Origin of the sequence: Streptomyces sp. NPDC002018, from assembly GCF_042890865.1 — a bacterium.
GTDB lineage: Bacteria > Actinomycetota > Actinomycetes > Streptomycetales > Streptomycetaceae > Streptomyces.
Window position 1 is genome coordinate 83,147 of record NZ_JBIASO010000025.1, and the last position, 23,976, is coordinate 107,122.

Below are 23,976 nucleotides of genomic sequence, written 5' to 3' on the forward strand. Positions count from 1 at the left end.
ATGAAAAAAGCATCCGGTGTGCTGGTGGCCGGAGCCCTCGCCGCCGCCCTGGCAGGCTGCTCCTCCGACGGCGCCGGAGGAGCGGGAGACGGTACGTACACCATCGGTGTCGCCAACTTCACGCTCAGCGGGCCCTACTTCAACGGTATGGACCGGGCCATCAAGGCGCGGGCGGAGAAGAAGAACGTCGAGATCGTCAGCACCGACGCGGGAGGCGACGCGGCCAAACTCGCCTCGAACGTCGAGGACCTGCTGAGCAAGGGCGTCGACGCGGTGATCGTCTCGGGCGGTCCGCTGGAGTCGGCCCCCGCCGTCCTCAACTCCGTCAAGGCGGCCGGCAAGCCCGCCGTCCTGGTCGACCGCAAGTTCCGGACCGGTACGTACAGCAGTTGGATCGGCCCCGACAACGAGGCGATCGGAAAGCAGAACGGGGAGTTCCTGGCCCAGCGGCTGCCCGACGGCGGCACCGTCGCGCTGGTCAAGGGCGGGCCCGCCGACAACAGCATCGGCCAGGCCCGTACGGACGGGGTCAAGGCCGCCCTGGAGGGCGCCCCGGGGATCGAGCTGGTCGAGGCGCCCGACTTCGGCAACTGGAGTTCCGACGGCGGACTGAACGTGATGGAGAGCCTGCTCGCCTCGCACGCCGACATCGACGCCGTCTTCTGCGAGAACGACGCCATGTGCCTGGGCGCGCAGCGCGCGATCAAGGACGCGGGCCGCGACGACAAGATCGTGCTGGCGGGGGTCGACGGCCAGGCGGAAGCGCTCAAGGCGATTCTCGACGGCACCAACTACCTGGTCACGGGCCTCAACGACGCCGATGTGATCGGCAGCCTCGGGCTGGACAGGACCGTGGACATCCTCGACGGCAAGAAGACCGAGAAGGACACGGTCGTTCCCTCACCACGTGTCACCAAGGAGAACGCGGAGAAGTACTACGACCCGAAGGGCAACTTCTGATGACCCGCACCCCACTGAGCCGTGCCCCGGCCGGCGCCACCCCCACGAGCCGTTCCCGTGTCCGCACACGGCCGCGGCGTACGGCCTACGCGCTGACGGGCCTCGTCTGCGGCGCACTCGTCCTGCCGCTCTCGCTCGACACCGCGTCCGCGGCACCGGACGCGGGGCCACGGGCCCAGGCACAGACCCAGACCCAGGCGCAGGCGCAGGCGCAGGACGTGGCGCAGGACGCGGCGCGGGGCGCGAAGCCCAAGGTGTCCTGGCGGCTGCTGCACTCCGAGAACTTCGCGAGGAGGCTCGACCCCGGCGGCGCCCCCTGGACGCGCGAGACATACGCCGAGCCCTTCGACACGATCATGGACGACAACGGGCAGTGGTACCCCAATGACTACGGCCCCGCCTGGAACACGGCGTTCAACTCCTTCGACACCTACCGCAAGGAGTTCCCGGTGGGCGACGGCGGCTGGCTGACCGCCTCGCTCTCCGCCCGTGACTGGAACAAGGACGGCCTGATCGAGAAGGCCCCGTCCATCACCAACGGCAGGGCGGGCGGCAGCACGGTCGCCCAGCTCAAGGTCCCGGACCACACCGGTGGCGCCATCTTCCGCCCCACCGAGCAGCTTCCCGACCAGTACCGCATCGAGTACCGCCTGAAGACCATCGACTTCGGCGGGAAGCGGAACGGCACGATCGACTACGACAACCGCGTCAACGGATACAGCAAGGACGGCTGCAAGACCCAGCACCCCTGGGGCGAGGGCTCCAACAGCCCCGGGTGGGAGGGCGACGCCTCCGCGCCGTACTGCGAATGGCAGGACGTCCGTGAGGGCAACTACGGCTACAACGGCTTCCACTTCCTGTCGATCGTCGACTTCGCGGACCCCGCGCCCCGCAACAACCACTTCTGGCACTACCGCCGCAAGGTGCTGATGGACTCGTTCTCCCAGCACCCCGACCGGGTCGGCAGCGGCACCGGCGGCCGGGTCTGCAACTCCACCTCCAACACGTACTACAACTACCGTGACAGCAGCTTCAACACCGTCAACATGTGGATCAGCGGACTTCCCAACTGGACCCCGGGCAGGGGCGGCCTGGCGGGCAACTCCCAGTGGTTCATGTCCAGTTGCTCGGGCGGCGTGGCCGAGCAGCAGCTCACCTCGGCGGCGGAGCTCCAGCCGGAGCTGATGCCCAACCAGGACTATGTCTTCGCCATCGAGCGCGATGCCACCGGCTACACCCTGGAGGCCAGCGGCAACTTCGCCCGCGTCGGCCAGAAGACGCTGCGCTTCCACCGGAACTTCATCGTCGACAACCAGCCGATCTGGCACTACAACGTCAAGCCCGGGGAGTACGACGGGCGCTTCAACAACACCCTCGTCCAGAACGATGACAACGGCAGTGCGCGGTGGCCCGACCAGTGGCCGGCCGGCTCCGCGTACCCGGACTCCTTCGTGATCGGAGACCTGTACACCAATGTGTACGAGGGGAGCGCCGGGCTGACCGACATCAAGCTCTACGTACCTCGGACGGGCAGGAAGTAGCGCGCCCGGAGGCACGGTACGGGGCGGGATCGGGCACCGGCCGGAAGACCGGGAAAACAAGTGGCCGCTCGCCGCGCATACGTTGCCCGGCCGGGGGCACAGGCACTGATGAGCCGAGCTCGCGGCCCCACCCCCCCCGGGCCGCACGGGCTCCCCGGCCCCACCGGCGCACCCCCTCGCCGGTGGGGCCGCTTCCTCACCTCAGTGCTTGACGGGCAGGTCCGGATACATCAGCTCCGGTCCGCCGGACAGCGCCGCCTCGACATCGCGGCTCCTCTCGTCGGCCACCACTTCCAGGGCCCGTTCCTGGATTCCGTCCAGGGCCAGACCGGCGACCATGGCGGGGTCGACCTTGTTGGCCGCGTCCACGTAGTCGGCCATGTCGGTGTCCATATAGCCGACGTGGAGGGCCGTGACATCGATGCCGGAGGGTGCCAGTTCCTGCCGGACGACATCGACCATCGCCCACTCGGCGGCCTTGGCCGCGCTGTAGGCGCCGTAGGCCGGGTAGTGGGCCCACGCGAGGAGCGAGAGAACGTTCAGAATCGCTCCGCCGCCGTTGGCCGCGAGGACCGGGGCGAAGGCGCGGGTGACGGAGAGGGTGCCGAAGTAGTGGGTCTCCATCTCCAGCCTGATGTCCGCGAGGTCGCCGTCGATCAGTCCCGCGTGCGTACTGACCCCGGCGTTGTTGATCAGCAGGGTGGCGTCCGACGCCACTTCTGCGGCCCTGGCCACCGAGGCGGGGTCGGTGATGTCGAGCTGGAGCGGTATGGCTCCGGGCAGGTCGACGGACGACGGATTCCGGGCGCAGGCGTAGACCTTCGCGGCCCCGCGGCTGAGGGTCTGGGCCGCCAGATGCCGGCCCAGACCGCGATTGGCGCCCGTCACCACGGCGACGGAGTTCTGGATGTCCATGTGTCCCACTTCCCGGACGATCGCGCGATCGCGCCTGGTGCCGGCCGGTGCCGGCCACTCTTCACGAGGGGGGTGACGACCACCGGACACCGCCCACGGGCCCCGGCTCTCCCCGGCGTTCCGCCGCTCGCGGACGGCCGGTGCGTGTGGCCAGGCCTGCCACGGCCCTCGGGGTCTGGTCCGTAGGGACCGCGGTCCACGACGGGACCTCTCGTTCCACGGTACAGGGGCGGGGGCGGCCCGTCATGGCGAAGCCGCCGTCCCGAGGCGGCGCACAAGGCTGCCCCGCACACGGGATCGCGTGCGGGGCACCCAGGGGCCGGGCGTGCGCGCACGACGTGTCGTGCCCGTACGACCCGCGGATCGGCGGATCAGCCGACGACCTTGCCCTCGTGCAGCTTGGAGATGGCGTAGGCGTCGTAGCCGAGGTCGGCGAGGACCTCGTCGGTGTGCTCACCGAGCAGCGGCGCGCCCTTGATGTCGGGCTTGAAGGCCGAGAACTTGATCGGGCTGCCCACGGTCAGATAGGTGCCGCGGTCCTTCTGCTCGACCTCGACGATCGTGCCGCTCTTGCGCATGTTCTCGTCCTCGGCGAGTTCCTTCATGCTGAGCACGGGCGCGCAGGGCACCTCGAACGTGCGCAGGATGTCGACCGCCTCGTACTTCGTCTTGTCGGCCAGCCACTCCTCGATCTGGCCGAAGATCTCGAAGATGTGCGACTGACGCGCCAGGGCCGTGGTGTACTCCGGGTCCTCGACCCACTCCGGCTTGCCGATGGCCTCGCAGGTGCGCTTCCAGTTCTGCTCCTGGATCGTGAAGTAGATGTAGGCGTTGGGGTCGGTCTCCCAGCCCTTGCACTTCAGGATCCAGCCCGGCTGGCCGCCGCCGCCCGCGTTGCCGCCACGGGGCACCGCGTCGCCGAACTCACCGTTCGGGTACTGGGGGTACTCCTCCAGATAGCCGACCTTCTCCAGGCGCTGCTGGTCACGGAGCTTGACCCGGGTGAGGTTGAGCACGGCGTCCTGCATGGACACCGACACCTTCTGGCCCAGCCCGGTCGCGTTGCGCTGGATGATCGCGGTGAGCAGACCGATCAGCAGGTGCATACCGCTGTTGCTGTCGCCCAGGGCCGAACCGCTGATGGTCGGCGGGCCGTCCCAGAAGCCCGTGGTGGACGCGGCGCCGCCGGCGGCCTGCGCGACGTTCTCGTACACCTTGAGGTCGGACCACGAGGAGTCGTCGTTGAAGCCCTTGACCGACCCGAAGATCAGGCGCGGGTTGAGCTCGTGGATGTGGTCCCAGCCGAGGCCCATCCGGTCCATGGCGCCCGGCGCGAAGTTCTCCACGAGGATGTCGGCCTCGCGGATCAGCTTCTCCATGACCTCCTTGCCCTCGGGGGACTTGGTGTTGATGGCCAGCGAACGCTTGTTGCTGTTCAGCATGGTGAAGTACAGGGCGTCGAGGTCGGGGATGTCGCGGAGCTGACGGCGGGTCACATCGCCGCCTTCGATGCGCTCGACCTTGATGACATCGGCCCCGAACCAGGCGAGCATCTGGGTACACGCCGGACCGGCCTGGACCCCGGTGAAGTCGATCACCTTGATTCCGGCGAGCGGCTTTTCACTCATGGTGGCTTCCTTCTCGTGATTGATCTCGTGCGAGGGTGGAGTGTGCGCGGTACGCGGGGAGTTCAGGGGGAGGGGCGCTTACTTCTTCGCCGGCGTGATGTTGCCGACGGTGATGCCCTTCGGGTTGAGATGCGCGATATGGCCGCTCTCGGTGCCGGCCGACGGGTCGATCGCGCAGTCGATGAGCGCCGGGCCGCCCGAGGCCAGCGCCTCGGTGAGGGCCGCGGTGACCTCGGCGGGCGTGGTGGCGCGGTAGCCCTTGCCGCCGAACGCCTCGATCATCAGGTCGTGGCGCGCCTGGAGCATCAGGGTCGTCGGCGACGGGTCGGTCTCCAGCGGGTTGACGTCGTCGCCGCGGTAGACACCGCCGTTGTTCATGATGACGGTGACGACGGGCAGCTTGTAGCGGCAGATCGTCTCCAGCTCCATGCCGCTGAACCCGAAGGCGCTGTCGCCCTCCACGGCCACGACCGGCGCGCCGGTCTCGACGGCGGCGGCGATCGCGTAGCCCATACCGATGCCCATGACACCCCAGGTGCCGCTGTCGAGGCGGTGGCGCGGCACCTGCATGTCGATCACGTTGCGGGCGATGTCCAGCGCGTTCGCGCCCTCGTTGACGATGTACGTCTCCGGGCGCTCGTGCACCACGTCACGTACGGCCTTGAGGGCGCCCATGAACTGCATCGGATGCGGGTCGGCCTTGAGGCGCTCCGCCATCTTGGCGACATTCTGCGCCGAGCGCGCCGCCAGCTCCTCCCGCCAGGCGGCGGGGGCCGCGATCTGTCCGGGCTTGGTCCGCTCGGCGAGCACTTCGAGCACCGACTCGATGTCCCCGACGAGCGGGGCGGCGATGGGCTGGTTGCTGTCCAGCTCCTTGGGCTCGATGTCCACCTGGATGAACTTCGCGTCGGGGTTCCACTGCGGTGCCTCGCCGTGGTTGAGCAGCCAGTTCAGCCGGGCGCCGAGGAGCACCACGACATCGGCCTTGCGCAGCGCCAGCGAACGGGCGGTCGCGGCCGACTGCGGGTGGCTGTCGGGCAGCAGGCCCTTCGCCATCGACATCGGTACGTACGGGATGCCCGTGGACTCGATGAACTCGCGGATCCGCTCGTCCGCCTGCGCGTACGCGGCGCCCTTGCCGAGCACCACCAGCGGCCGCCGGGCGTTCTCCAGGATCTCGATCGCGCGGTCCACCGCCTCGGGGGCGGGCAACTGGCGCGGCGCCGGGTCGACGAGACGGCTCAGCGTCTTCGCGCCCTCCTCGGCGTCCATGATGGAACCGAGCACCGCGGCCGGGATGTCCAGGTAGACACCGCCGGGACGGCCGGAGATCGCGGTACGCAGCGCGCGGGCGATACCGCGGCCGATGTCCTCCACCCGGCTCACGCGGTACGCGGCCTTGACGAACGGCTGCGCGGCGGCGAGCTGGTCCATCTCCTCGTAGTCACCCTGCTTGAGGTCGACGAGATGCCGCTCGCTGGAGCCGGAGATCTGTACCATCGGAAAACAGTTCGTGGTGGCGTTCGCCAGTGCGACCAGCCCGTTGAGGAAGCCCGGCGCGGATACCGTCAGAGCCACGCCCGGCCGTTTGGTGAGGTACCCGGCCGCCGCCGCCGCGTGACCGGCGTTGCTCTCGTGGCGGAAGCCGATGTAGCGGATGCCCCGCGCCTGTGCGAGGCGGGCCAGGTCGGTGATCGGGATGCCGACCACCCCGTAGATGGTGTCGACATCGTTCAGCTTGAGTGCGTCGACGACCAAGTGGTACCCGTCGGTGAGCTCGGCCGGAGCGTCGGCGGTCGACGCGGTCTCCAGTGCGGAAGGGGCGGTCATGGTCCGAGGTCCTCCTTGGGCAGTCATGCCTGTGCGGCTTCTCGTCCCACCTTGTTCGGCGTGCGTCCGCGCGTCCAAGACCTATCTGCGACTAGCCGATAAACAGCATTTATTGATGCTGGTCGAGGCAGCCCGGTACGCCCCGCAGCTCCCTTGATAGACATTTGCTATCGACTGTTCACCAGCGCGTATTGGACGCACACTTCACGCCAGCGCAGGCTCGCAGAAGACGGTTGCATCAGATCCGGTACGCGTTCGAGTGCGAGGAAGTGGTGGTCATGGCCGTTCCCACTACGGCATCCGTGTGCGACACGAACCGGTACCGGGCCCCGGCGGTCACGGGGCTCGTCGATCTCCTCGACCGGCAGGCGCGCGACTGTCCCCGCGCCCGAGCGCTCGTCGTGACGGGGGACCGGGTGGGTCTGACGTACGGGACCCTCGCCGCCCTGGCCGACGACATGGCCGCGCGGCTCGGCGCCGCGGGGCTGCGGCGCGGGGACGCGGTGGGCCTGGTCTGCGCCAACACCGCCGAGTTCGTCGTGGCGCTGCTGGGCGCGGCGCGGGCCGGGCTGGTGGTCGCCCCGGTCGATCCCGCCGTGCCCGGGGCGCAGATCGCGGACCGGCTCGGCGAACTGGGGGCGCGGGCGGTCCTCGTGGGTCCGCCGGCGGCGGACGTCACACCGGCCGCACAGGGCGTCGTCGTGCCCTCATGGACCCTGCGGGTGGACATCTCCCGCGCCGGGACGGCGACGACGACGCTCGACACCGGCGGGCGCGCCCCGTCGGCCCGGGAGACGTCCGGTTCCGGGACGTCCAGAACCGGTACGTCCGGTCCCGGGACGTCCGGAAGCGGCACACCCAGAACCGGGACGTCCGCGTCCGGTCCTGAGCTGTCCGGTGACGACGCCCTGGTGCTGTTCACCTCGGGAACCACCGACCGGGCCAAGATGGTCCCGCTGACCCACGCCAATGTGGCCGCCTCCGTACGGGGCATCTGCGCCACCTACGAGCTGGGACCCGGCGACGCGACGGTCGCGGTGATGCCGTTCTTCCACGGCCACGGCCTGTTCGCGGCGCTCCTGGCCACCCTGGCCAGCGGGGGATGCGTCCTGCTGCCCGAGCGCGGACGCTTCGCGGCCCATACGTTCTGGGACGACGTCCAGGCCGTGGGCGCGTCATGGTTCACCGCGGTCCCGACCATCCACGAGATCCTGCTGGACCGGTCGGCGACCGAGTACCCGGGGCCGGAACTGGCGCCCCTGCGGTTCGTCCGCAGTTGCAGCGCGCCCCTCAACACGGCCACACAGCGGGCGCTGGAGCGCACCTTCGGGGCGCCGCTGCTGTCCGCGTACGGGATGACCGAGACCACGCACCAGACGACCAGCGAGCCGCTGCCGGACCGGGGGCCGCTGAAACAGGGATCCGTCGGCCGGACCACCGGCGTGGCCCTGCGGGTCGTCGACCGGAACGGACACACCTGCCCGATCGGCACCCGGGGCGAGGTGTGGGTGCAGGGTCCCACCGTCGCCCGCGGCTATCTCGCCGACCCGGCCGGGACGGCGGAGGGCTTCGCCGACGGCTGGTTCCGCACCGGCGACCTGGGCTCGCTGGACGAGGACGGATATCTGTATCTCACGGGGCACATCAAGAACCTCATCAACCGAGGTGGTGAGAAGATCTCGCCCGAGCATGTCGAGGATGTACTCGCCGGATGCCCCGGTGTGGCCGAGGCGGCCGTCTTCCCCGTCCCGGACGCGCACTACGGGCAGCGGGTCGGCGCGGTCGTCGTCATACGCGAGGGCGAGATCATGTACCCCGGGCAGATCCTGCGGTACTGCCGCGACCGGCTGTCCGCCGTCGAGGTGCCCGACCGGCTGGAGATCGTCGCCGCGCTGCCGCACACGGCGAAGGGCGGCCTGGACCGGCGGGCGGTGGAGAAGAGCTACGCGTAGGACGCGGAGGGGGCCCGGCCGCCGCGTGTCCGCGCGGCGGGAGGCTGCCCGCGTGGCCGGACCGGTCTGCCTGCGCGGCAGGACCCGGGCCGCCCGCGTGGGGCGGGGCCGGGTCTATCTGACGCGGTGCTCCGCGGGCAGCGGCTGGTCGAAGAACTCGTCCAGTGACAGGCCCGTCGCCGCGTTCACGAACGCCCGGGCGGCGATCGATCCCGGGGTCGCCGCGTGGATCGCCACCGAGACCTGCGCCCTGGCGTCCGGGGCGACCAGACGGACGGCCCTCGGCCGGCCGATCACCGGCATCGCGCGCAGCCAGGTGTGCGGCACGATGCTCGCCCAGTCCCCGACGCCCACATGCGCGTAGAGGGACGCGACCGAGTCCGTCTCCACCTGCGGGGTCACCACGACCCCGCTGTCCGCGAACACGTTGTCGATGAGCTGTCGGATACGCATGTCGGGCGTCAGCAGGGCGAGCGGCAACTGCGCCGCGTCCGCCCAGGTCATGGTGTTGGTCTGGGGCATCAGCTGGTCGCCCGACGCCAGCAGTACGTACCGCTCCTGGTACAGCGGCACCACCTGGAGGCTCTCCCGGTCCTCGGGGGCGAAGTGCGCGATCGCCGCGTCCAGCTCGAACTCCCGTAGCTGGCGGTGCAGTTCCCTCGCCGACAGCCGGGAACGGACCTGTACCTTCGCCAGCGGATGCGCCCCGCAGAACGCGGCCACGGGAAGCGCCAGGGTGGTCGAGGCCGTGGGCTCGGTGCCCAGCCGCAGCGTGCCGGTGATGCCCGACTGCACGGCGGCCACCTCCGCCTTGAACGCGTCCTGTTCGGCGAGGATCCGCTTGGCCCACACGACGAGCCGCTCGCCCTCCGGGGTGAGGCCCTCGTAGTTGTGTCCCCGGTTGATCAGCGTGACGTTCAGTTCACGTTCGAGCTTGGCGATGGCCGCCGAGAGCGCGGGCTGCGACACGTAGCAGGATTCCGCCGCCCGCGCGAAGTGCTTCTCCCTGGCCACCGCCACGAAATACTCCAACTGACGGAACAGCATCAGCGAACCCTCCCTGCCTCGGCACCGCGCCGAAACCGGACCACGGACTTCCGCCGCACCGGTGACACCGCGAATCATCCCATTGATCAACGCTCCGACGACCGCCCCGGGCGCGACCGCCCCGCGCGGCACGGAACCCGGCCGACGCCGCCACCGGCCCGCTGACCAGCGTCCATGGGCTCCGGCCCACGGACCGGAGCCCATGGACAAGGGCCGCGGACCGGGTGCCGGCCCGCGCCGCGGGCGCCGTGGCTCCGCGCCCGGCGACCGTGAGAAAACCGCAGTCCATCCGGGCTATCATCCGCTCTACACACCCGATTGCGCACCGCCGCGCAGGCCGTGGATCTTCCTGGCACCGGAGGGCTTCCCCCGGCCCGGATTCCCGTGCCGCGTGGCCATGCCGCCCTGTCCGACGGGAGCGTCCCCGATAACACTTCGCATTTGGCTCAGCAGCGCGGGGGTGGCCGCCACCGAGGTGGCCCGGATGTTGCGTGAGAACCCCGACGCCACCGATGTCCGCATCTACGGCACCAACATCAGCCGGCACGCTCCCGCGCTCGCGGCCTGCGATGTGGCGGAAGTCGAACCGCACCGGGTGAGCAACGCGGCCTACGCCGAGTTCGCCCTGGACTTCTGCCGCCGGCACGCCATCGACGTCCTGATACCGCCCAGGCGCCTCGGCGCGCTCGCCCCGTACGCCGACGCCTTCGCCGCGGTCGGCACGAAGCTCATGTGCTCACCGGCCGCCGCCGTCGACACCCTGACCAGCAAGACCCTGACCTATGAGGCGGCCCAGGCGATCGGTGTTCCCGTACCGCCCTGGTGGATCGTCTCCGACGGAGCCCAACTCCGTGCCGCGGCCCGGGAGATAACCGGGGCGGGCAGCACCGCCTGTATCAAACCGGCCGGGGAGTTCTCCGCGTTCGGCTTCCGCATCCTCGACGACGAACCCCTGCGTATGCAGGATCTGCTGGCACCGGCGCGGCCCCTCGCCTCCGTCGGCGCGGTGGCGGACGCGCTGGACCGGGCCGCCGACCAGGGGGAGAGCGTCCCCGAGTTCATCGTGATGCCCTATCTGGACGACCCGGAGGTGAGCATCGACTGTCTCTCGGCCCCGGGCGGCGCCATGGTCACCTGCGTCGCACGGTCCAAGGACGGCCGCTACCGTCATCTGCTCGACGCCCCGGCGCTGACCGCCATCGCCCAGCGTCTGGTGAGCCACTTCCAGCTCGCCTATCTCTCCAACGTCCAACTGCGCCACTGGCATGGCCGGCCGGTCCTGCTGGAAGCCAACCCCCGGGCCTCCGCCGGGCTCTTCCAGACCGCCTACGCCGGGGTGAACCTCCCGTGGGCGGCGGTCCGTCTGCTTCTGACCGGCGATCCCGGCCGGCTGGAACCCCCGCGGCTGGGCGGCCGGATCGCCGTCACCGAGACGGTCATGGCCATCACCCCGCCGCCCCAGCCCTTCGCCCCGCCCGTGTCCGCCGGGGCGGTCGCCGCCTGCCCGGCGCCACTGGGCTGAGTGCCCGGCCGGAGACGAGGACGGCGGTGGAGGGCGGCGGTCGCCCTCCACCGCCCCACCGTTCCGGCCGGCCGGCCGCGCGCGGACCGTACCGCCGGACGTACGCCGTCCTCGCCGTGGCCCGTCGCCGCACGGCGTTCCGTGGGTGACCTCGCATGTGGCGGTGACGGTGACCGCGTCGGTGGCTGTGACCTGGGGTCACAGGATGAATGCCTGCCTGGTTGTGGCCGTGCGTCCCGAGCAGCATGGCGGGGGCCGGACGGCCCCCGCCGCCGGAGCCGCACGGTGGCCTTCCCGTCCGGCCCCGGCCGCCGCGAGGGCTCCCCACAGACGCCCGAAAGGCAGTGATCCCCTTGAGCGGTCCCCCGGACGCGCACGACCCGGATCCCGCGCATGACCCGGACCCCGCCCCCGACCCGGACCCGGACCCCGCCCCCGACCCGGACCCGGACCCCGCCCCCGACATCGATACCGCGTCCGGGACATTCCACCGACGGCGGTACGCCGGGGTCTTCGCCCTGCTCTTCCTCTTCGGCACGGAGACCTTCCTGGTCTCGCCCCTCCTGCCGACCATCGCGGACGACATCGACGTCAGCGAGGCCGCCGCGGCCTCCAGCGTGACGGCGTACGTCCTCGTCTACGCGATCTGCGCGCCGTTCCTCGGTCTGCTGAGCGACCGCTTCGGACGGCGGACCCTGGTGGCCGGTGCCGCGCTCTTCCTCGTGTCCAACGCCCTCGCCGCGCTCTCCACCGGACTGGCCCCGCTGGTTGTCTCCCGCGCCGTCGCCGGTCTGGCCGCCGCCGCGGCGGGACCCGCGATCTGGGCCCATATCGCCGAGACGGCACCCGAGCGGGTACGCGGCCGGGCCCTCGGTCTCGGCATGGCGCTCTTCTCCTGCGGTCAGGTGATCGGCGTACCGCTCGGCGCGGTGCTCGCCGGCTGGGCGGGCTGGCGCTCGGCGTTCCTCGCCATGGCCGTGGGCACCGCACTCGCGCTGCCGCCGCTGCTGCGCCGGCTCCCGCCCTCGGTCCCGCCCTCGGCCGGCCGGCCGACGGAGACGGGCGCGGTCAGGGCGGTGCTCGCCGGGTGGAGCGATCCCACGCTCCGCAAGGCGCTCACCGTCAACACGGTGTTCCACGCGGCCAATCTCGGTGCCTACACCTTCCTGGGCGCCCTGCTCGTCGAGCGCTTCGACCTGTCCGTCCCGGAACTCGGCCTCATCGGCATCCTGGTCGGGGCGGGCAGTGTGGCCGGGTCCCTGCTCGGCGGCCGGCTGGGCGACCGGGCCCGTGCCGCCGGGGGCGACCAGGTGCCGCTGCTACCGCTCTGGGGAGTGCTGTTGGCGGCGGGCATCACCCTGGCGGCCTGGGGCCCAGGACCGGTGCTCGCGCTCGCCGGGGTGGCGGTCTGGTTCCTGGCCGGCGGCGGCTTCGTCATCGACCAGCAGACGCTGGCGGGCACCGTCAGGCCGGAGCTGCGCGCGACCTCCAGCGCCTGGCTGACCTCCACGATGTACGCGGGGACCGGTATCGGCGCCTGGGCGCTGGGATCGTTCGCCGGTGTCATCACGGGCACACTGGTCATCGGCACCGGTCTGGCGCTGGTCGCGGCCCTGGGCGCGCTCACGGTCGGCACGGGCCGGCGGAAGGCCGTACGGCAGGATCAGCCGGCCTGACGCCCCGCCCCCGCCCCCGTACCCGGGCCGACGGCCCTGAGGGGCCGCTCGGCGAGGGACTCCATCCGGACCCGGTCCGTGGCGGACACCGGTGTGAGGAGCAGCACCAGCGCACTGGGGTCGTCCACCGGGTGGAAGGAGGAGAGCGACAGCTCGATCCAGCCGGTCCCGGCCGGCTCCACGACGACCCGGCGGGTGGTCAGCTCCGCCACCGAGTGGCACCCCCACCAGTGGCGGAGCTCCGGCGCGTCCTGGTCGAGACGCCGGTAGACCTCCTCGGTACGGGGGTCCTCCAGCGCGGGCCCCGCCTGGGCGCGGAAGTGCTGGAAGACATTCATGGCCAGCGGCTCCCAGTCGCGCAGCACCGCCCGCGGCCGCCGGTCCGCCACCATCAGCCACATCAGATTGCGGCGGTCGGCGGGGACGGTCTCCGGGCTGCCCCACAGCGCTCCCCAGGCGGTGTTCCAGCCCAGCAGATCGAAGTACCGGTCCAGCAGAACGGCCGGACTGGCCGGCCAGGAGTCCAGTACCGGCTGTACGGCCGCGGCGAGTTCACCGCCGCCGTCCTCCCCGGCGGGGAGCACGGGATCGTGATGGCCCGCCAGCCGCATGGCGTGCCGCTGCCCGGCCGCGTCGAGCCGCAGCGCCCGGGTGACCGCCCCCAGCACCTGCCGGGAGGCGGTCACCCGGCCCTGCTCCAGCCAGGTGTACCAGGCCAGTCCGACCCCCGAGAGCGAGGCCACCTCCTCCCTGCGCAGCCCCGGCGTGCGCCGGCGGGCGGTTGCCACCAGGCCCACATCGGCGGGCTTGAGCAGTTCGCGGTGGGCTCGGAGGAACGCGCCGAGTTTCGCGCTGGGGAGGGGAGTTGACATGGTGCTCCTCGAACGGACGGGACGGCGTACCGACGGCTCTGCGGGGTCCGCTCAGCGTAGTCGGACGCTCACCGCGGCGGAGTGAGCCGCCGGAGCCGTACGGGCACCTCGCCGCCGCGCTCCCGTTCGCGGGTGAGCGCGCGAGGTGGGGGAGGCGCGGGAGGTGGGGGAGGTGCGGGAGGTGGGGGAGGTGGGGGAGGTGGGGGAGGTGGGGGAGGCGCGGGAGGGAGGACCTCGTGCGTCCACCGGGCACTCTCCACCCGGGGGCCGGCCGACCGGGGGCCCAGCAGTACCCCTCTCCACCCGTGCCCGCCCCTCGGCACGGACCTAGCCTGGGACCATGAGCGATTTCTCCTCCGAGGCCGGGGCCGGGGCCGGGACCAGCGGGGCCGGCGGGACCGGGAGCGGAGCCGGGGGCAATGCGGAACTCCGGGAGTTCCTGCGTTCCCGCCGGGCCAGGATCACCCCCGAGGAGGCCGGTCTCCCCCCGCAGCCCGGTGTCCGCCGGGTGCCGGGACTGCGCCGTGAGGAGGTGGCCCGGCTCGCCGGGGTGAGCGTCGACTACTACGTACGCCTGGAGCGCGGGCGTACGACGAGCGTCTCCGAGAGCGTGCTCGACGCCGTCGCCCGCGCGCTGCGGCTGGACGACACGGAGCGCGGCCATCTCTTCGCCGTGGCCAGGCGCACCCGCCCGCGCCGGCGCCCGACGGCCCCGCAGCGGGTACGGCCGGGCCTCTACCGGGTGCTGGAGACCCTCGACGACGCCCCGGCCCTGGTCATCGGCCGCCGTATGGACGTCCTGGCCAGCAACCGTCTCGCGCGGGCCCTGTTCACCGACTTCGACGCGCTGCCGCACCGGGAGCGGAACATGGTCCGCTATCTCTTCCTCGACGAGGCCGCCCGCGAGCTGTACACCGACTGGGAGTCCTCCGCCCGGGGCACGGTCGCCGCCCTGCACCTGTATGCGGGACGCCATCCCGATGACCCCCTGCTCGCCGAGCTGATCGGTGAACTCTCCCTGCGTGACCGGGACTTCCGCCGCTGGTGGGCCGATCACGACGTCGCCCGCCGCACGCACGGCACCAAGCGCTACCACCATCCCGTGGTCGGCGACCTCGACCTGGAGTACGAGGCACTCACCCCGGCCGGGGACTCCGAGCAGACCCTCGGGGTCCACACCGCGGAACCCGGCTCACCCTCCGCGCAGGCCCTCCGTCTGCTCGCGAGCTGGACCGTGCCCGAGGGGGACGAGCGCGCGCGGCCGAGCGGCCCGGGTCCGGCGGCCGACGCGGGCCGGTCGTCCGCCCCCTGAGCGTGCGCCCGGGGCCGCCCCGTCGCCCGCCGGCCGGGGCCGCCCGCCCGGCCGGGGCAGAGCCCGCCGTGCGGAGTCGGCCGGAGAGCTACGCGGAGAGCTACTGGGAGGCCGACAGCTCGCAGAGCGCCGAGCGGTTGGGCTGGTCGGTCTTGGTGATCAGGCTGGCGATGTGCTTCTCGACGGTGCGCGGCGAGATGTAGAGGCGGGTGGCGATGGCCTTGTTGCTCAGCCGCTCGGCCAGGAGCTGGAAGACCTCGTACTCCCTGACCGTGACCCCCTGGGTGCGCAGGGCGGTGGGGATCCTGTTGCTGCCGGCCCGGTGCTGGCGTACCGGGGCGCCGATCTGCCGCAGCAGCGCGCGGCACGCGCCCGCGACCGTGGGGACCGAGGCCTGCTGGAAGTGGTGCTCCGCCCGCCGCAGCCAGGCCTCCGGCTCGCCCCACTTCGCGGCATGGGCCGTCTCCGCGACCAGCCGGTGCCCGAGATGGAGCGCGGTGGGGTGGGGGGCGGCGGTCTCCTCCGCGACGCGGGCGGCCTCCGTCGCCGCCTCCGGCTTTCCCTCCCGGCCCAGCAGCACCGCGTCGGCGAGCAGGACGAAGTGGCGGTTCCAGCGCATCTGCGCGGCCGACGCGCCCGCGACCTCGCGGAAGCGCTCACGGTCGGCCGTCCCGCCCAGCACGTCCAGCAGCAGCCCGACACCGTGGCGGCCGTCGAGATGGAAGGTCGTCGGGTTCTCGGCCGTCAGGGTGCGTACCGCGGCCAGCTCCCGGACGGCCCGGGGCCGGTCCTCCTCCAGGAGCGCGCAGAACACCCCGGCGAGTCCGAGGAGCAGCGGTTCCTCCTGGGAGCCGGTGCCGCCCATGCGCCGGAACTCGGCCACGGTCCCGTCCATCGCCTCGCGGTCGCCCTGGTGCGCGGCGAGCGTCGCCCTGGCCATCAGCACATAGCGGGCCACCGGCGTCAGCCGGAGCCGGGTCGCCATGGTCAGGCACTCCTCGCTCAGCTCCCGGGCCTCGGCGAATCCGCCGAGCAGCACGCTGTTGAGGACACGGATGCCGTCGATCGCGTAGACGACGGGGACGGCGCCGAGCCGCTGGGCCTCCTCCCGGGCCTCGGCGAGCGTTCCGGTGTCGCCGGCGGCCAGCCAGTGGATACCGCCGAGCCGGGTGAGCGCGTACATCCGCTGGAGCGGCAGTCCGTGCCGGTCGGCGGTCTCCAGGACCTGTTGCAGACAGGCCGAGGCCTCGCTCAGATCACGCTCCCTGGCCAGCACCCCCAGCAGTTCCCAGGCCTGGCAGGCCACCAGCGGCAGATCGTGCCGCTCCGCCGCGTCTATCGCCCTGCTGACCAGCCTTCCCGCGCGCTGGGTACGGTTCGGGCCCGGCGTGTCGAGGGTGAGATGCGCCGCCACCACATCGATCTGCGCGGCGTACACCTCGTCGGGCTCGGGGCCGAGGAGTGCGCGGGCCCTGGCGATCTGGTCGTTGCCGTCGGCCCACCGGCCCGCCACATGCGCGACCTGCGCCAGCCGGGTGTGCAGCGCCGCGAGCCTGGACGCGCCGAGCCCGCCGCCGACCAGCTCCCGCAGACTGTCCGCGAGGCTCAGCGCCCTCTCCACGTCACCGGTCTCGGCCAGGGCGGGCAGCAGCGCCTCCAGCGCCTCCGCGCGGGCCAGGGTGTCGGGGCCCGTGGCCAGCAGCCGTTCGGCCCGGTCGAGCAGCGCCACCGCGGAGCCGACCGCGCCGTCGGCGAGCGCGCGGCGCCCCGCCTCGGCGAAGAGCCGCCCGGCGCGGAGCGCGTCCCCGGCGTCCGAGCGGAGCGAGGCGACCAGCGGGCACCAGTCGCCCTCCAGCCCGGGATGGAGCGCCTCCACCGCGTCCGCCGCCCGCTCGCAGAGACCGGCCCGGCCGGTGGGGGTGAGCTGGGTCAGCAGGGCCTCCGCGGTCAGCGGATGGCGGAACGCGTACCAGTCGGGCGCGGGCTCGTCCGGTACGACCAGTTGGGCGGCCACCCCCGCGTGCAGATGGCTGAGCAGGCTCCGGTCGTCGGTGCCGGTCATCTGCTGGAGCACCGACAGCGGGAACCGCCGGCCCAGCACGGCCGCCGCGGACATCAGCATCCGGCCCTCGGTGCCCAGCCGGTCCGTGCGGTGGATGACGCCCTGGACCAGGGCGCTCGGTACGGTACGGCGCAGATCGCCGGTCAGCCGCCAGTCCCCGCCGTCCCGTACCAGCGAGCCGTCGCCGATGATCCCCTGGAGCAGCTCCTCGGCGAGGAAGGGATTGCCCGCGCTGTCCCGCCAGACCAGCTCCAGCACATCGGCCGGGATCCGCTCGGGACCGGCGTCCAGACAGGACGCGATCAGCCGGGTGACATCGGGTCTGGACAGGGGCGGCAGCCGCAGCAGCGTCCCGGCCCCGCGCCGCGCCGCCGCGTTCGCCAGGCCCAGCGCGTCGCCGGGCTCGGCCCGGACGGTGGCCAGCAGCATGACCGGCAACTGCTCCAGATTGTCGATCAGGTACTCGACGACGGCGAGGGTCTCGGTGTCGGCGTCGTGCAGATCCTCCAGGATCAGCACGCTGCCGCTCTTCCCGCCGACGGCGACGAGCAGCCGCAGCACCGCCTCGCCGAGCACGACCAGCGAACTCTGGTCCGGCTGCGTGTCGCCGCGCCAGTCCGGGATCAGCCGGCCGAGCACCGCACGGTACGGCCCGAGCACCGTCTCGTCCAGCGGGTCACCGCCCCGGGACAGCGGCATCAGCGCCTCGGTGAGCGGCCGGAGCGGCACCATCGGCCCGATGGTGCCGCTCCGGCCGCGCAGAACCCGCATGGTGGCGCCGAGAGCCGCGCCCGTCGCCTCCGCGACCAGCCGCGACTTCCCGATCCCTCCCTCGCCGACCAGGAACAAGGCGCGGCCGCGTCCCTGCCGGCTGCCGAGCAACGACTCCTCGATGAGGGCGAGTTCACTGTCACGACCCACAACTTCGGCTGCGCGCGCATGCATGGGTATGGATCGTAGCGGTCGGTGCGGGTCCGCCAGAGGCTGTCGTGAGGACGGAATTCCGGTACGGCGGCCGTCAGGGGCTGGAGACGCTGGTGTGAATGCCGCTCAGGGTGATCACGATGCCGCTGCCGAGGGTGAGCCCGGCCAGCACCCGGGTCCGGGCGCAGGCCAGATTCCGGCGCGCCAGGCTGATGGTGTCGGCCGGTACCGGGGGCTGCGGCGACGCGTCGGCCTCGGTGTCCTCGGCGGGGTGCTGGGCGCTCTGCGGCGACGTGGTCATGGCGGTGGTTCCCTTCTGTGGCGTGAAGACGGTGTGCGGGGTCAGTGAGCCGATGTGGTGGGGCACGGGGCCGGGACGTCTCCCCTCGTCGGGGCCGTGAGGCGGGAGGGTGTGGGGTCGAGGAGCAGCACCGAGGGCACGCGGTCGGCGAACCCCAGGCGGAGCAGGGCGTATCCGATGCCGGACAGCCCGGTGAGCAGACCGGGGGAGTGGACCCGGCCGGGGGTGCCGCACAGATGGCCCCCGTACTGGAAGGCGCCGACGGTCAGTCCCGCGCGGCGTGCCAGGCCGGTCCTGGCGCCTTCGTGTCCCTGGGCCGCGAGCACGGCCAGCGGCTCGACCGTGCCCAGGTCCCCGTGGCAGAGGCTGTGGTCGGTCAGCGGCACCTGCGCGCCGAGGACGCGCACCGCCGTGTCCAGACGGGCGGAAAGGCTCTTCCCGGCGGCCGCTCCCGCACCCCGCGGGCCGAGCCCGCCGGCCGCCGCCAGGACCGTACCCGAGAGCCCCGAGCACCAGCTCAGATCCTCCGGGGCGGTCCGCTCGGCGGTGGCGGACGCGGAGTCCAGCAGCCGCTGTCCCGCCTCTGCGTAGGGACGCCGGTCACCGCCGGCGGCGTAGCGCAGCAGGGCCCAGCCGATTCCCGCGTCACCGAAGGCGAATCCGGGGCTGCCCACGCCACGGCGGCCGTTCTCCGTCCGCGCGAGCAGCAGCTCCGCGATCCGGTCGGCGTGGCCGACGGCCCCTGGCGTTCCGCGCTCGGCGTGGACGGAGAGGAGCGCCGCCAGCGCGCCGGCGAGCCCCGACGACACGTCCAGGGACAGCTCGGCGCCGGGCGCGTCGTCGACCGACAGGGCGAGCGCGGCCACGGCGGTGTCCAGGGAGTCGCCCGCCTCCTCACCGAGCAGGGTGGCCAGCCGGGCGACGGCGTAGCAGACGCCGCCCAGTCCGTGGAGCGCGCCCGGTCCCACCGTCCGGCCGAGCCCCGGGTCCTCGGCGAGCGCGCCCACCAGCGCCGACACCGGGGCGAGCGCCTTCCGCGCCAGGTCCGTATAGCGCGAGGAGCCGGTCAGACAGCCGAGCTGGGCGAGGAACAGCGACACCCCGCAGTACCCCTGCGCGAGGCTCGCCCCCATCGGCAGCACCGCCCAGTGCGTGTCGTCGACCAGTTCCAGACCGATCCAGTTGGCCCGGCCCCGCTCCTTCCCGCCCTGCCCGGACCTGGACCCGGGGCCGCCGGGGCCCGGCCCGTGGACGGCCCGTGCCACGATCTCGTCGGCGATCCCGGACGCGGCGGCCAGCAGCACCGACGGATCGGGTACGGCGGCGGGTGTGGTCCTCGCCGGGGCCCCGGCCGGCCGGTGCCGGCTTCCCGCCGGGGGCCGGGCGGTGGCCAGCGCGGCGGAGATGATCCACTCCTGGTCGTGCCGGTCGACCTCGCCCATCGCCCCGATCTTGTCCGTGGCGGCGGCGATGCCGGAGGTGTCGAGCACACCGGACACCCGGGTGCCCCGGGACGTCCACACCTCGGGATCCGTCGGCCGGTGGTAGAAGACCGGAACGTCCCCGCACCACAGATCGGCGATCTCGTCCTCGATCACCCGCTGCCGGGCCGGGTCGCCGGACGACTCCGCCCACAGCAGGGAGAGCAGCGCGTCCCTGTCCAGCGCGTCGCGCAGTACGTCCGGATGGAACGATTCCGTCAGCAGCGTCGCGTAGAGCTGGGTCGGCCGTACGACCAGCCGGCCGGGCCCGGCCACGCTCTCGCGCGCCAGCGGTCCGTCCGTGCCGCGCAGTTCGTCGCGGTGGGCGACGATCGCGTCGTAGGCCGCGCGGAAGCCGCTGAGCAGGGCGGCTCCGTACTCCGCCGCCGCGATGTCCTCGCCCCCCAGCAGCGGCCGGTTGTGGCCGCCGGTGAACGGGGCGGGACGGCGCGTCAGGCGCATCGTGTCCGTTCCCGCGCCGTCCCAGACGATCCGCGCGTGCGGGCCGCGGTCGTCCGGTGCCCCGCCCACGGCCGAGATGTCGACGGCGCCCAGCTCACCGACCATGAGCTGGGGCAGCAGACAGGTCCGGTGCACGGAGGCGGACAGCGCGGCCGACGCGGGGTCGGGTCCGGCCGTCGTCGGCTCGGCGAGGGTGGGGTGCAGCAGCGTCTCGACATCCACCAGGACCGGCTGGTCGCCGTGCGCGACGAGGTTCTCGTAGTGCAGATCGGAGCCCTCCACCGCGTACGCCAGGGCCAGGAGCGCGCCCTGCCGCCGGTAGAACCGGTCGATGTCCGCGACGGACGCGCAGGAGAGACGGCCGATGTACTGGAGCCAGCCGTAGCCGTCCCGGGCGACCGTGCGCACCGTCCGCAGACCGAGCCCCGGAACCCTGTCGTTGAGCCACTCCACCAGCCGGTCGAGGACGTCGTACTGGCTGAGCGGGCGCGGCTTGTAGACCACGGTGGACCCGTCCGCGAATCGCAGCAGGGCCACCGAACGGCCGCGCTCATGGGTGTCTCCGAGCCCCAGGTCCACGGCCACCAGCGGTCCCGGGTCGGTCCCGCCCAGCAGCTCCGCGACGACCGCCGAACGGTCGGCGGCGAACCGGGTCAGCAGCTCCGCGAGGGCGTCGGCGGCGAACGCGCAGGTCTGGGCGAGGATCCGGGCCAGCACCGGATAGCCGGCGAAGAGCCGGGCCAGTCCGCCGGCGCCGCCCGTCCGCCGCAGGAAGTCCGCGAACCGGTCTTCGGGCCGGGCGCCGGTCAGCCGTCCCGCCGAGCGGGCGGCGGCGAGTTCCCCGGCGAGGGTGCGGGCGGCCCGGCGGGCGAGCCGCTCTCCCAGCCGGGCGGCGAACCGCTCCGTCAGCGCGGCCGTGTCGGCCACCGCCGGGTCCAGATGTCCGTACGCCCCGGTCATCGCCCGGACCGCGGCGTCGACGAGCGGACGGAAGAGCGGGACGAACACCTCGGAGCCGTCGGCACCGTACGGGTCCGGGTGCGGGTCCGGGTGCGGGTCCGGGTGCGGGTCCGGCGCGGGGGACGAGCCCTCCGCACGGGACGTAACCGCCGGGACCACCGGGACCGCCGGGATCACCGGGGGCAGCGAGTCCAGTGCGTCGGGGGTCTCATTGGCCTTCCCCGCCAATTCCGCGGCCAGGTCACGGGGGAGGTCCGGGGCCGCGGCGAGGGCCTCCTCGACGAACAGCGCCCAGTCCGGCTCGGCCGCCCGCCCGCCCAGCCGCTCCGCCGTCTCCCCGGCGAGCGCGGCGGCCTGGCCGGGGCCGATGCCCAGCACAGCCAGCCGTGTGCTCCAGCAGGCCTGCTCCAGATCCGACAGCGCACGCTTCCCGTCCGCCCCGTCCGCCCTGTTCGCGCCGTCCGCGCCGTCCGCCACGTCTGCTACGTCCGCCCCGTCCGCCCCGCCGGGACCGGCGGAGACGGGAGCGTGCGGCAGGGCCAGCCGCTCGCGGAGCGTCAGGCCGTACGCCCACCAGCGGCGGGGAAGTCCCGGGGCGGCGGCGGATGCGGGGGCGGAGGAGGTCACATCCGTAACCCTGGCAGAACCCCCCTGGGGGCGGCATGGGGGCGGATCCCCTATATTCCGCGCGTCCGCTACCCACTTCCGCCCCGCTCCCCCCACCCACCGCGACCGGCGGGGGGAAGCACGTGGTCACCGGTCCGCCGAGGGGGGCGACCGCGTCCCGCGCCCGGAGCGCGGCCCGTACGGACCGTTCGGTGGCCACGGCGGGCGACGGGCTCCCGCCGCGCCTTCCCCGGGGCGTGTCCCGGCATTCCCGCGAATGCGGGGGACCGCCCCCGATGTGACGGCCCCCCACCCGCGCCGAAGCTTCCTACGGAGCCGCCCGCCGTACGGAGAAGAGGAGTACCCCATGGGTGAACCGACGCCTGTCAGTGTGGTCGCACTGGACCCGGTGCTGGAGGCGGGCGCCAGGAGCGCCCTGCACAGCAGCCCGGACGTCGCCCTGGTGCTGTCACGCGAAACGGCCCAGGTGACCGTACTGATGGTGGACCAGGTGGCCCACCAGACGATGGACCTGGTCCGGGCCATACGCAGCGAGCCGCACCGGCCCGAAGTGGTGCTGGTGGCCACCGATCTGACACCGGCCGAGGCACTGCACGCCATCGCCGCGGGCGCCCGCGGTCTGCTGCGCCGCCGGGAGGCGAGCGCCGACCGTCTGGTACGCACCGTCCTCACCGCCGCCGGCGGGGACAGCACGGTGCCGCCCGATCTCCTCGACCGGCTGCTGGAACAGGGGGCCGACGCGGGGGGCGGGACCTCCGCGCGCCCGCACATCGCCGGCTGGGGGCTCGACGACCGGGAGAGAGCGGTGCTGCGGCTGGTCGCCGACGGCCGTGAGACGGAGGAGATCGCCAAGGAGCTGAGCTACTCGACGCGGACCGTGACGACGGTGATGCGTGACATCACCCAGCGCTTCCGGCTCCGCAACCGCGCCCACGCCGTCGCCTACGCGCTCCGGGCGGGTCTGCTGTGAGCGCCCCCACGGTCGCGGCCGCACCGCTCGCCTCCGAACTGCGCCATCTCTTCCGGGACATGGCGCCCGCCGCCCCTCCCGCGCCGGGCCCGTCCCGACGGGACTGCCCGCGTGTGTATCTCTGCGCGCCGGGCCCCGCCCAGGGCGATCCGGTCGCGGCGGCACTGCGCCGCGCCGGGATCGAGCGCGCCCCGGCGCTCTCGCCGGACACGGTCCTGGTGGCCGCCGCGCGCACGGTCGACGAGGCGCTCGACGCGGGCTCGGCACTGGACCGCCCCGGCACCCACCGCCTTCTGGTGGTCGCCGACACCTTCACCGCCGCCGGTGTGCTGCGTGCCGTACGGGCCGGGGCCCCGGCCATGCTCCAGTCGTCGGAGGCGACCCCGGCCCGGCTGGCGGCCGGGGTGCGCTCCGCGTACCACGGCGACGGCCGGCTGCCGTCCGGTGTCCTGGTGCGGCTGCTGAGCGGGGCCGCCGAGCAGTACGTCCCGGAACCCGGGAACCCCGTCGCCGTACCGCCCCTGACGGCACGTCAGGCCAAGGTGCTCGCACTGGTCGCGGAGGGCCATGGCAACGCGGCCATCGCCCGCAGCCTCGCGTGCTCGCAGCACACGGTGAAGAACGTCATCTACGACCTGATGGCCCGTCTCCAGGTACGCAACCGCGCCCACGCGGTGGCGTACGGGGTCCGCACCGGTCTGATCTGAGCCCCCGGCCCATGCCGCTGTGCCCTGCGCCGCCGTACGGCGCGGTGCGCGGCCGCGGCCGCACGGCTCCCGTACGGGTGCCCGCGCCTCCACGGGGCAGCGTGCTCGCGCCGCCTGCCCGCCTGCGTCCCCGCGCCCCCGCGCGGCCCTGCGGTCGGGTGCGGGTGCGCGCGGCGGCGGCGGCCGGGCGGCGGGGGTGTCGCGGAGCCGAGCGTGCCCGCTCGGCG

At 73.0% G+C, this 23,976-nt stretch carries 16 protein-coding genes; 8 read left to right on the forward strand and 8 right to left on the reverse strand.

Annotation, left to right across the window (positions count from 1 at the left end; all coding sequences use genetic code 11):
• Together ACFYYH_RS30585 and ACFYYH_RS30590 are read left to right on the forward strand one after the other, a co-directional pair.
• On the forward strand, positions 1–960 hold the full coding sequence (locus ACFYYH_RS30585; protein ID WP_388557824.1) for a substrate-binding domain-containing protein: 960 nt from the start codon (positions 1–3) through the stop codon (positions 958–960).
• A complete protein-coding gene (locus ACFYYH_RS30590; RefSeq protein WP_388557826.1) occupies positions 960–2,501 on the forward strand; it encodes a mucin-5B in 1,542 nt (513 codons plus the stop codon). The genes ACFYYH_RS30585 and ACFYYH_RS30590 overlap by 1 nt, the downstream gene beginning before the upstream one ends.
• A 201-nt stretch (positions 2,502–2,702) precedes the next feature.
• On the opposite strand, the gene ACFYYH_RS30595 is transcribed toward ACFYYH_RS30590, so the two are convergent.
• From ACFYYH_RS30595 to oxc, 3 genes are all read right to left on the reverse strand, one after another.
• Positions 2,703–3,416: an SDR family oxidoreductase gene (locus tag ACFYYH_RS30595; RefSeq protein ID WP_388557829.1), complete on the reverse strand. Its 714-nt coding sequence runs from the start codon at positions 3,414–3,416 to the stop codon at positions 2,703–2,705.
• A gap of 371 nt (positions 3,417–3,787) precedes the next feature.
• Positions 3,788–5,044, reverse strand: a complete 1,257-nt coding sequence (gene frc / locus ACFYYH_RS30600; protein ID WP_388557831.1) for a formyl-CoA transferase — start codon at positions 5,042–5,044, stop codon at positions 3,788–3,790.
• Between the two features lie 78 nt (positions 5,045–5,122).
• Positions 5,123–6,874, reverse strand: a complete 1,752-nt coding sequence (oxc, locus tag ACFYYH_RS30605; protein ID WP_388557834.1) for an oxalyl-CoA decarboxylase — start codon at positions 6,872–6,874, stop codon at positions 5,123–5,125.
• 278 nt (positions 6,875–7,152) lie between these two features.
• Here oxc and ACFYYH_RS30610 point away from each other — a divergent pair, with 278 nt between their 5' ends.
• On the forward strand, positions 7,153–8,826 hold the full coding sequence (locus ACFYYH_RS30610; RefSeq protein ID WP_388557837.1) for an AMP-binding protein: 1,674 nt from the start codon (positions 7,153–7,155) through the stop codon (positions 8,824–8,826).
• A gap of 114 nt (positions 8,827–8,940) precedes the next feature.
• On the opposite strand, the gene ACFYYH_RS30615 is transcribed toward ACFYYH_RS30610, so the two are convergent.
• Positions 8,941–9,873, reverse strand: coding sequence for a LysR family transcriptional regulator (locus ACFYYH_RS30615; RefSeq protein WP_388557839.1), 933 nt, complete (start codon positions 9,871–9,873; stop codon positions 8,941–8,943).
• Positions 9,874–10,270: 397 nt separating this feature from the next.
• Here ACFYYH_RS30615 and ACFYYH_RS30620 point away from each other — a divergent pair, with 397 nt between their 5' ends.
• Both ACFYYH_RS30620 and ACFYYH_RS30625 read left to right on the forward strand, forming a co-directional pair.
• Entirely contained in the window at positions 10,271–11,395 is a 1,125-nt protein-coding gene (locus ACFYYH_RS30620; RefSeq protein ID WP_388557878.1) for an ATP-grasp domain-containing protein, read from the forward strand.
• A gap of 353 nt (positions 11,396–11,748) precedes the next feature.
• Positions 11,749–13,071, forward strand: coding sequence for an MFS transporter (locus ACFYYH_RS30625; RefSeq protein ID WP_388557841.1), 1,323 nt, complete (start codon positions 11,749–11,751; stop codon positions 13,069–13,071).
• Here ACFYYH_RS30625 and ACFYYH_RS30630 read toward each other — a convergent pair.
• Positions 13,059–13,943 carry a helix-turn-helix domain-containing protein gene (locus ACFYYH_RS30630; RefSeq protein ID WP_388557844.1) on the reverse strand — a complete coding sequence of 295 codons (885 nt, stop codon included), beginning with the start codon at positions 13,941–13,943 and terminating at the stop codon, positions 13,059–13,061. The two genes, ACFYYH_RS30625 and ACFYYH_RS30630, sit on opposite strands and share 13 nt — an antisense overlap.
• 340 nt (positions 13,944–14,283) lie before the next feature.
• Between ACFYYH_RS30630 and ACFYYH_RS30635 the strand changes: the two genes are divergently transcribed.
• The gene (locus ACFYYH_RS30635) at positions 14,284–15,255 is read left to right on the forward strand and encodes a helix-turn-helix transcriptional regulator (protein ID WP_388557846.1); all 972 of its coding nucleotides are present in this window, start codon (positions 14,284–14,286) and stop codon (positions 15,253–15,255) included.
• Positions 15,256–15,355: 100 nt separating this feature from the next.
• Here ACFYYH_RS30635 and ACFYYH_RS30640 read toward each other — a convergent pair whose 3' ends face one another.
• The 3 genes from ACFYYH_RS30640 to ACFYYH_RS30650 form a co-directional block, all read right to left on the reverse strand.
• A complete protein-coding gene (locus ACFYYH_RS30640; protein WP_388557849.1) occupies positions 15,356–18,262 on the reverse strand; it encodes an AAA family ATPase in 2,907 nt (968 codons plus the stop codon).
• A 73-nt stretch (positions 18,263–18,335) separates the two neighbouring features.
• Entirely contained in the window at positions 18,336–18,542 is a 207-nt protein-coding gene (locus ACFYYH_RS30645; protein WP_388557852.1) for a hypothetical protein, read from the reverse strand.
• A gap of 41 nt (positions 18,543–18,583) precedes the next feature.
• Positions 18,584–22,072: a type 2 lanthipeptide synthetase LanM family protein gene (locus ACFYYH_RS30650; protein ID WP_388557854.1), complete on the reverse strand. Its 3,489-nt coding sequence runs from the start codon at positions 22,070–22,072 to the stop codon at positions 18,584–18,586.
• Between the two features lie 346 nt (positions 22,073–22,418).
• Here ACFYYH_RS30650 and ACFYYH_RS30655 point away from each other — a divergent pair, with 346 nt between their 5' ends.
• Together ACFYYH_RS30655 and ACFYYH_RS30660 are read left to right on the forward strand one after the other, a co-directional pair.
• Positions 22,419–23,042: a DNA-binding response regulator gene (locus ACFYYH_RS30655; RefSeq protein WP_388557857.1), complete on the forward strand. Its 624-nt coding sequence runs from the start codon at positions 22,419–22,421 to the stop codon at positions 23,040–23,042.
• A complete protein-coding gene (locus ACFYYH_RS30660; protein ID WP_388557860.1) occupies positions 23,039–23,749 on the forward strand; it encodes a response regulator transcription factor in 711 nt (236 codons plus the stop codon). Before ACFYYH_RS30655 ends, ACFYYH_RS30660 begins: the two co-directional genes overlap by 4 nt.
• Positions 23,750–23,976: the final 227 nt, after the last annotated feature.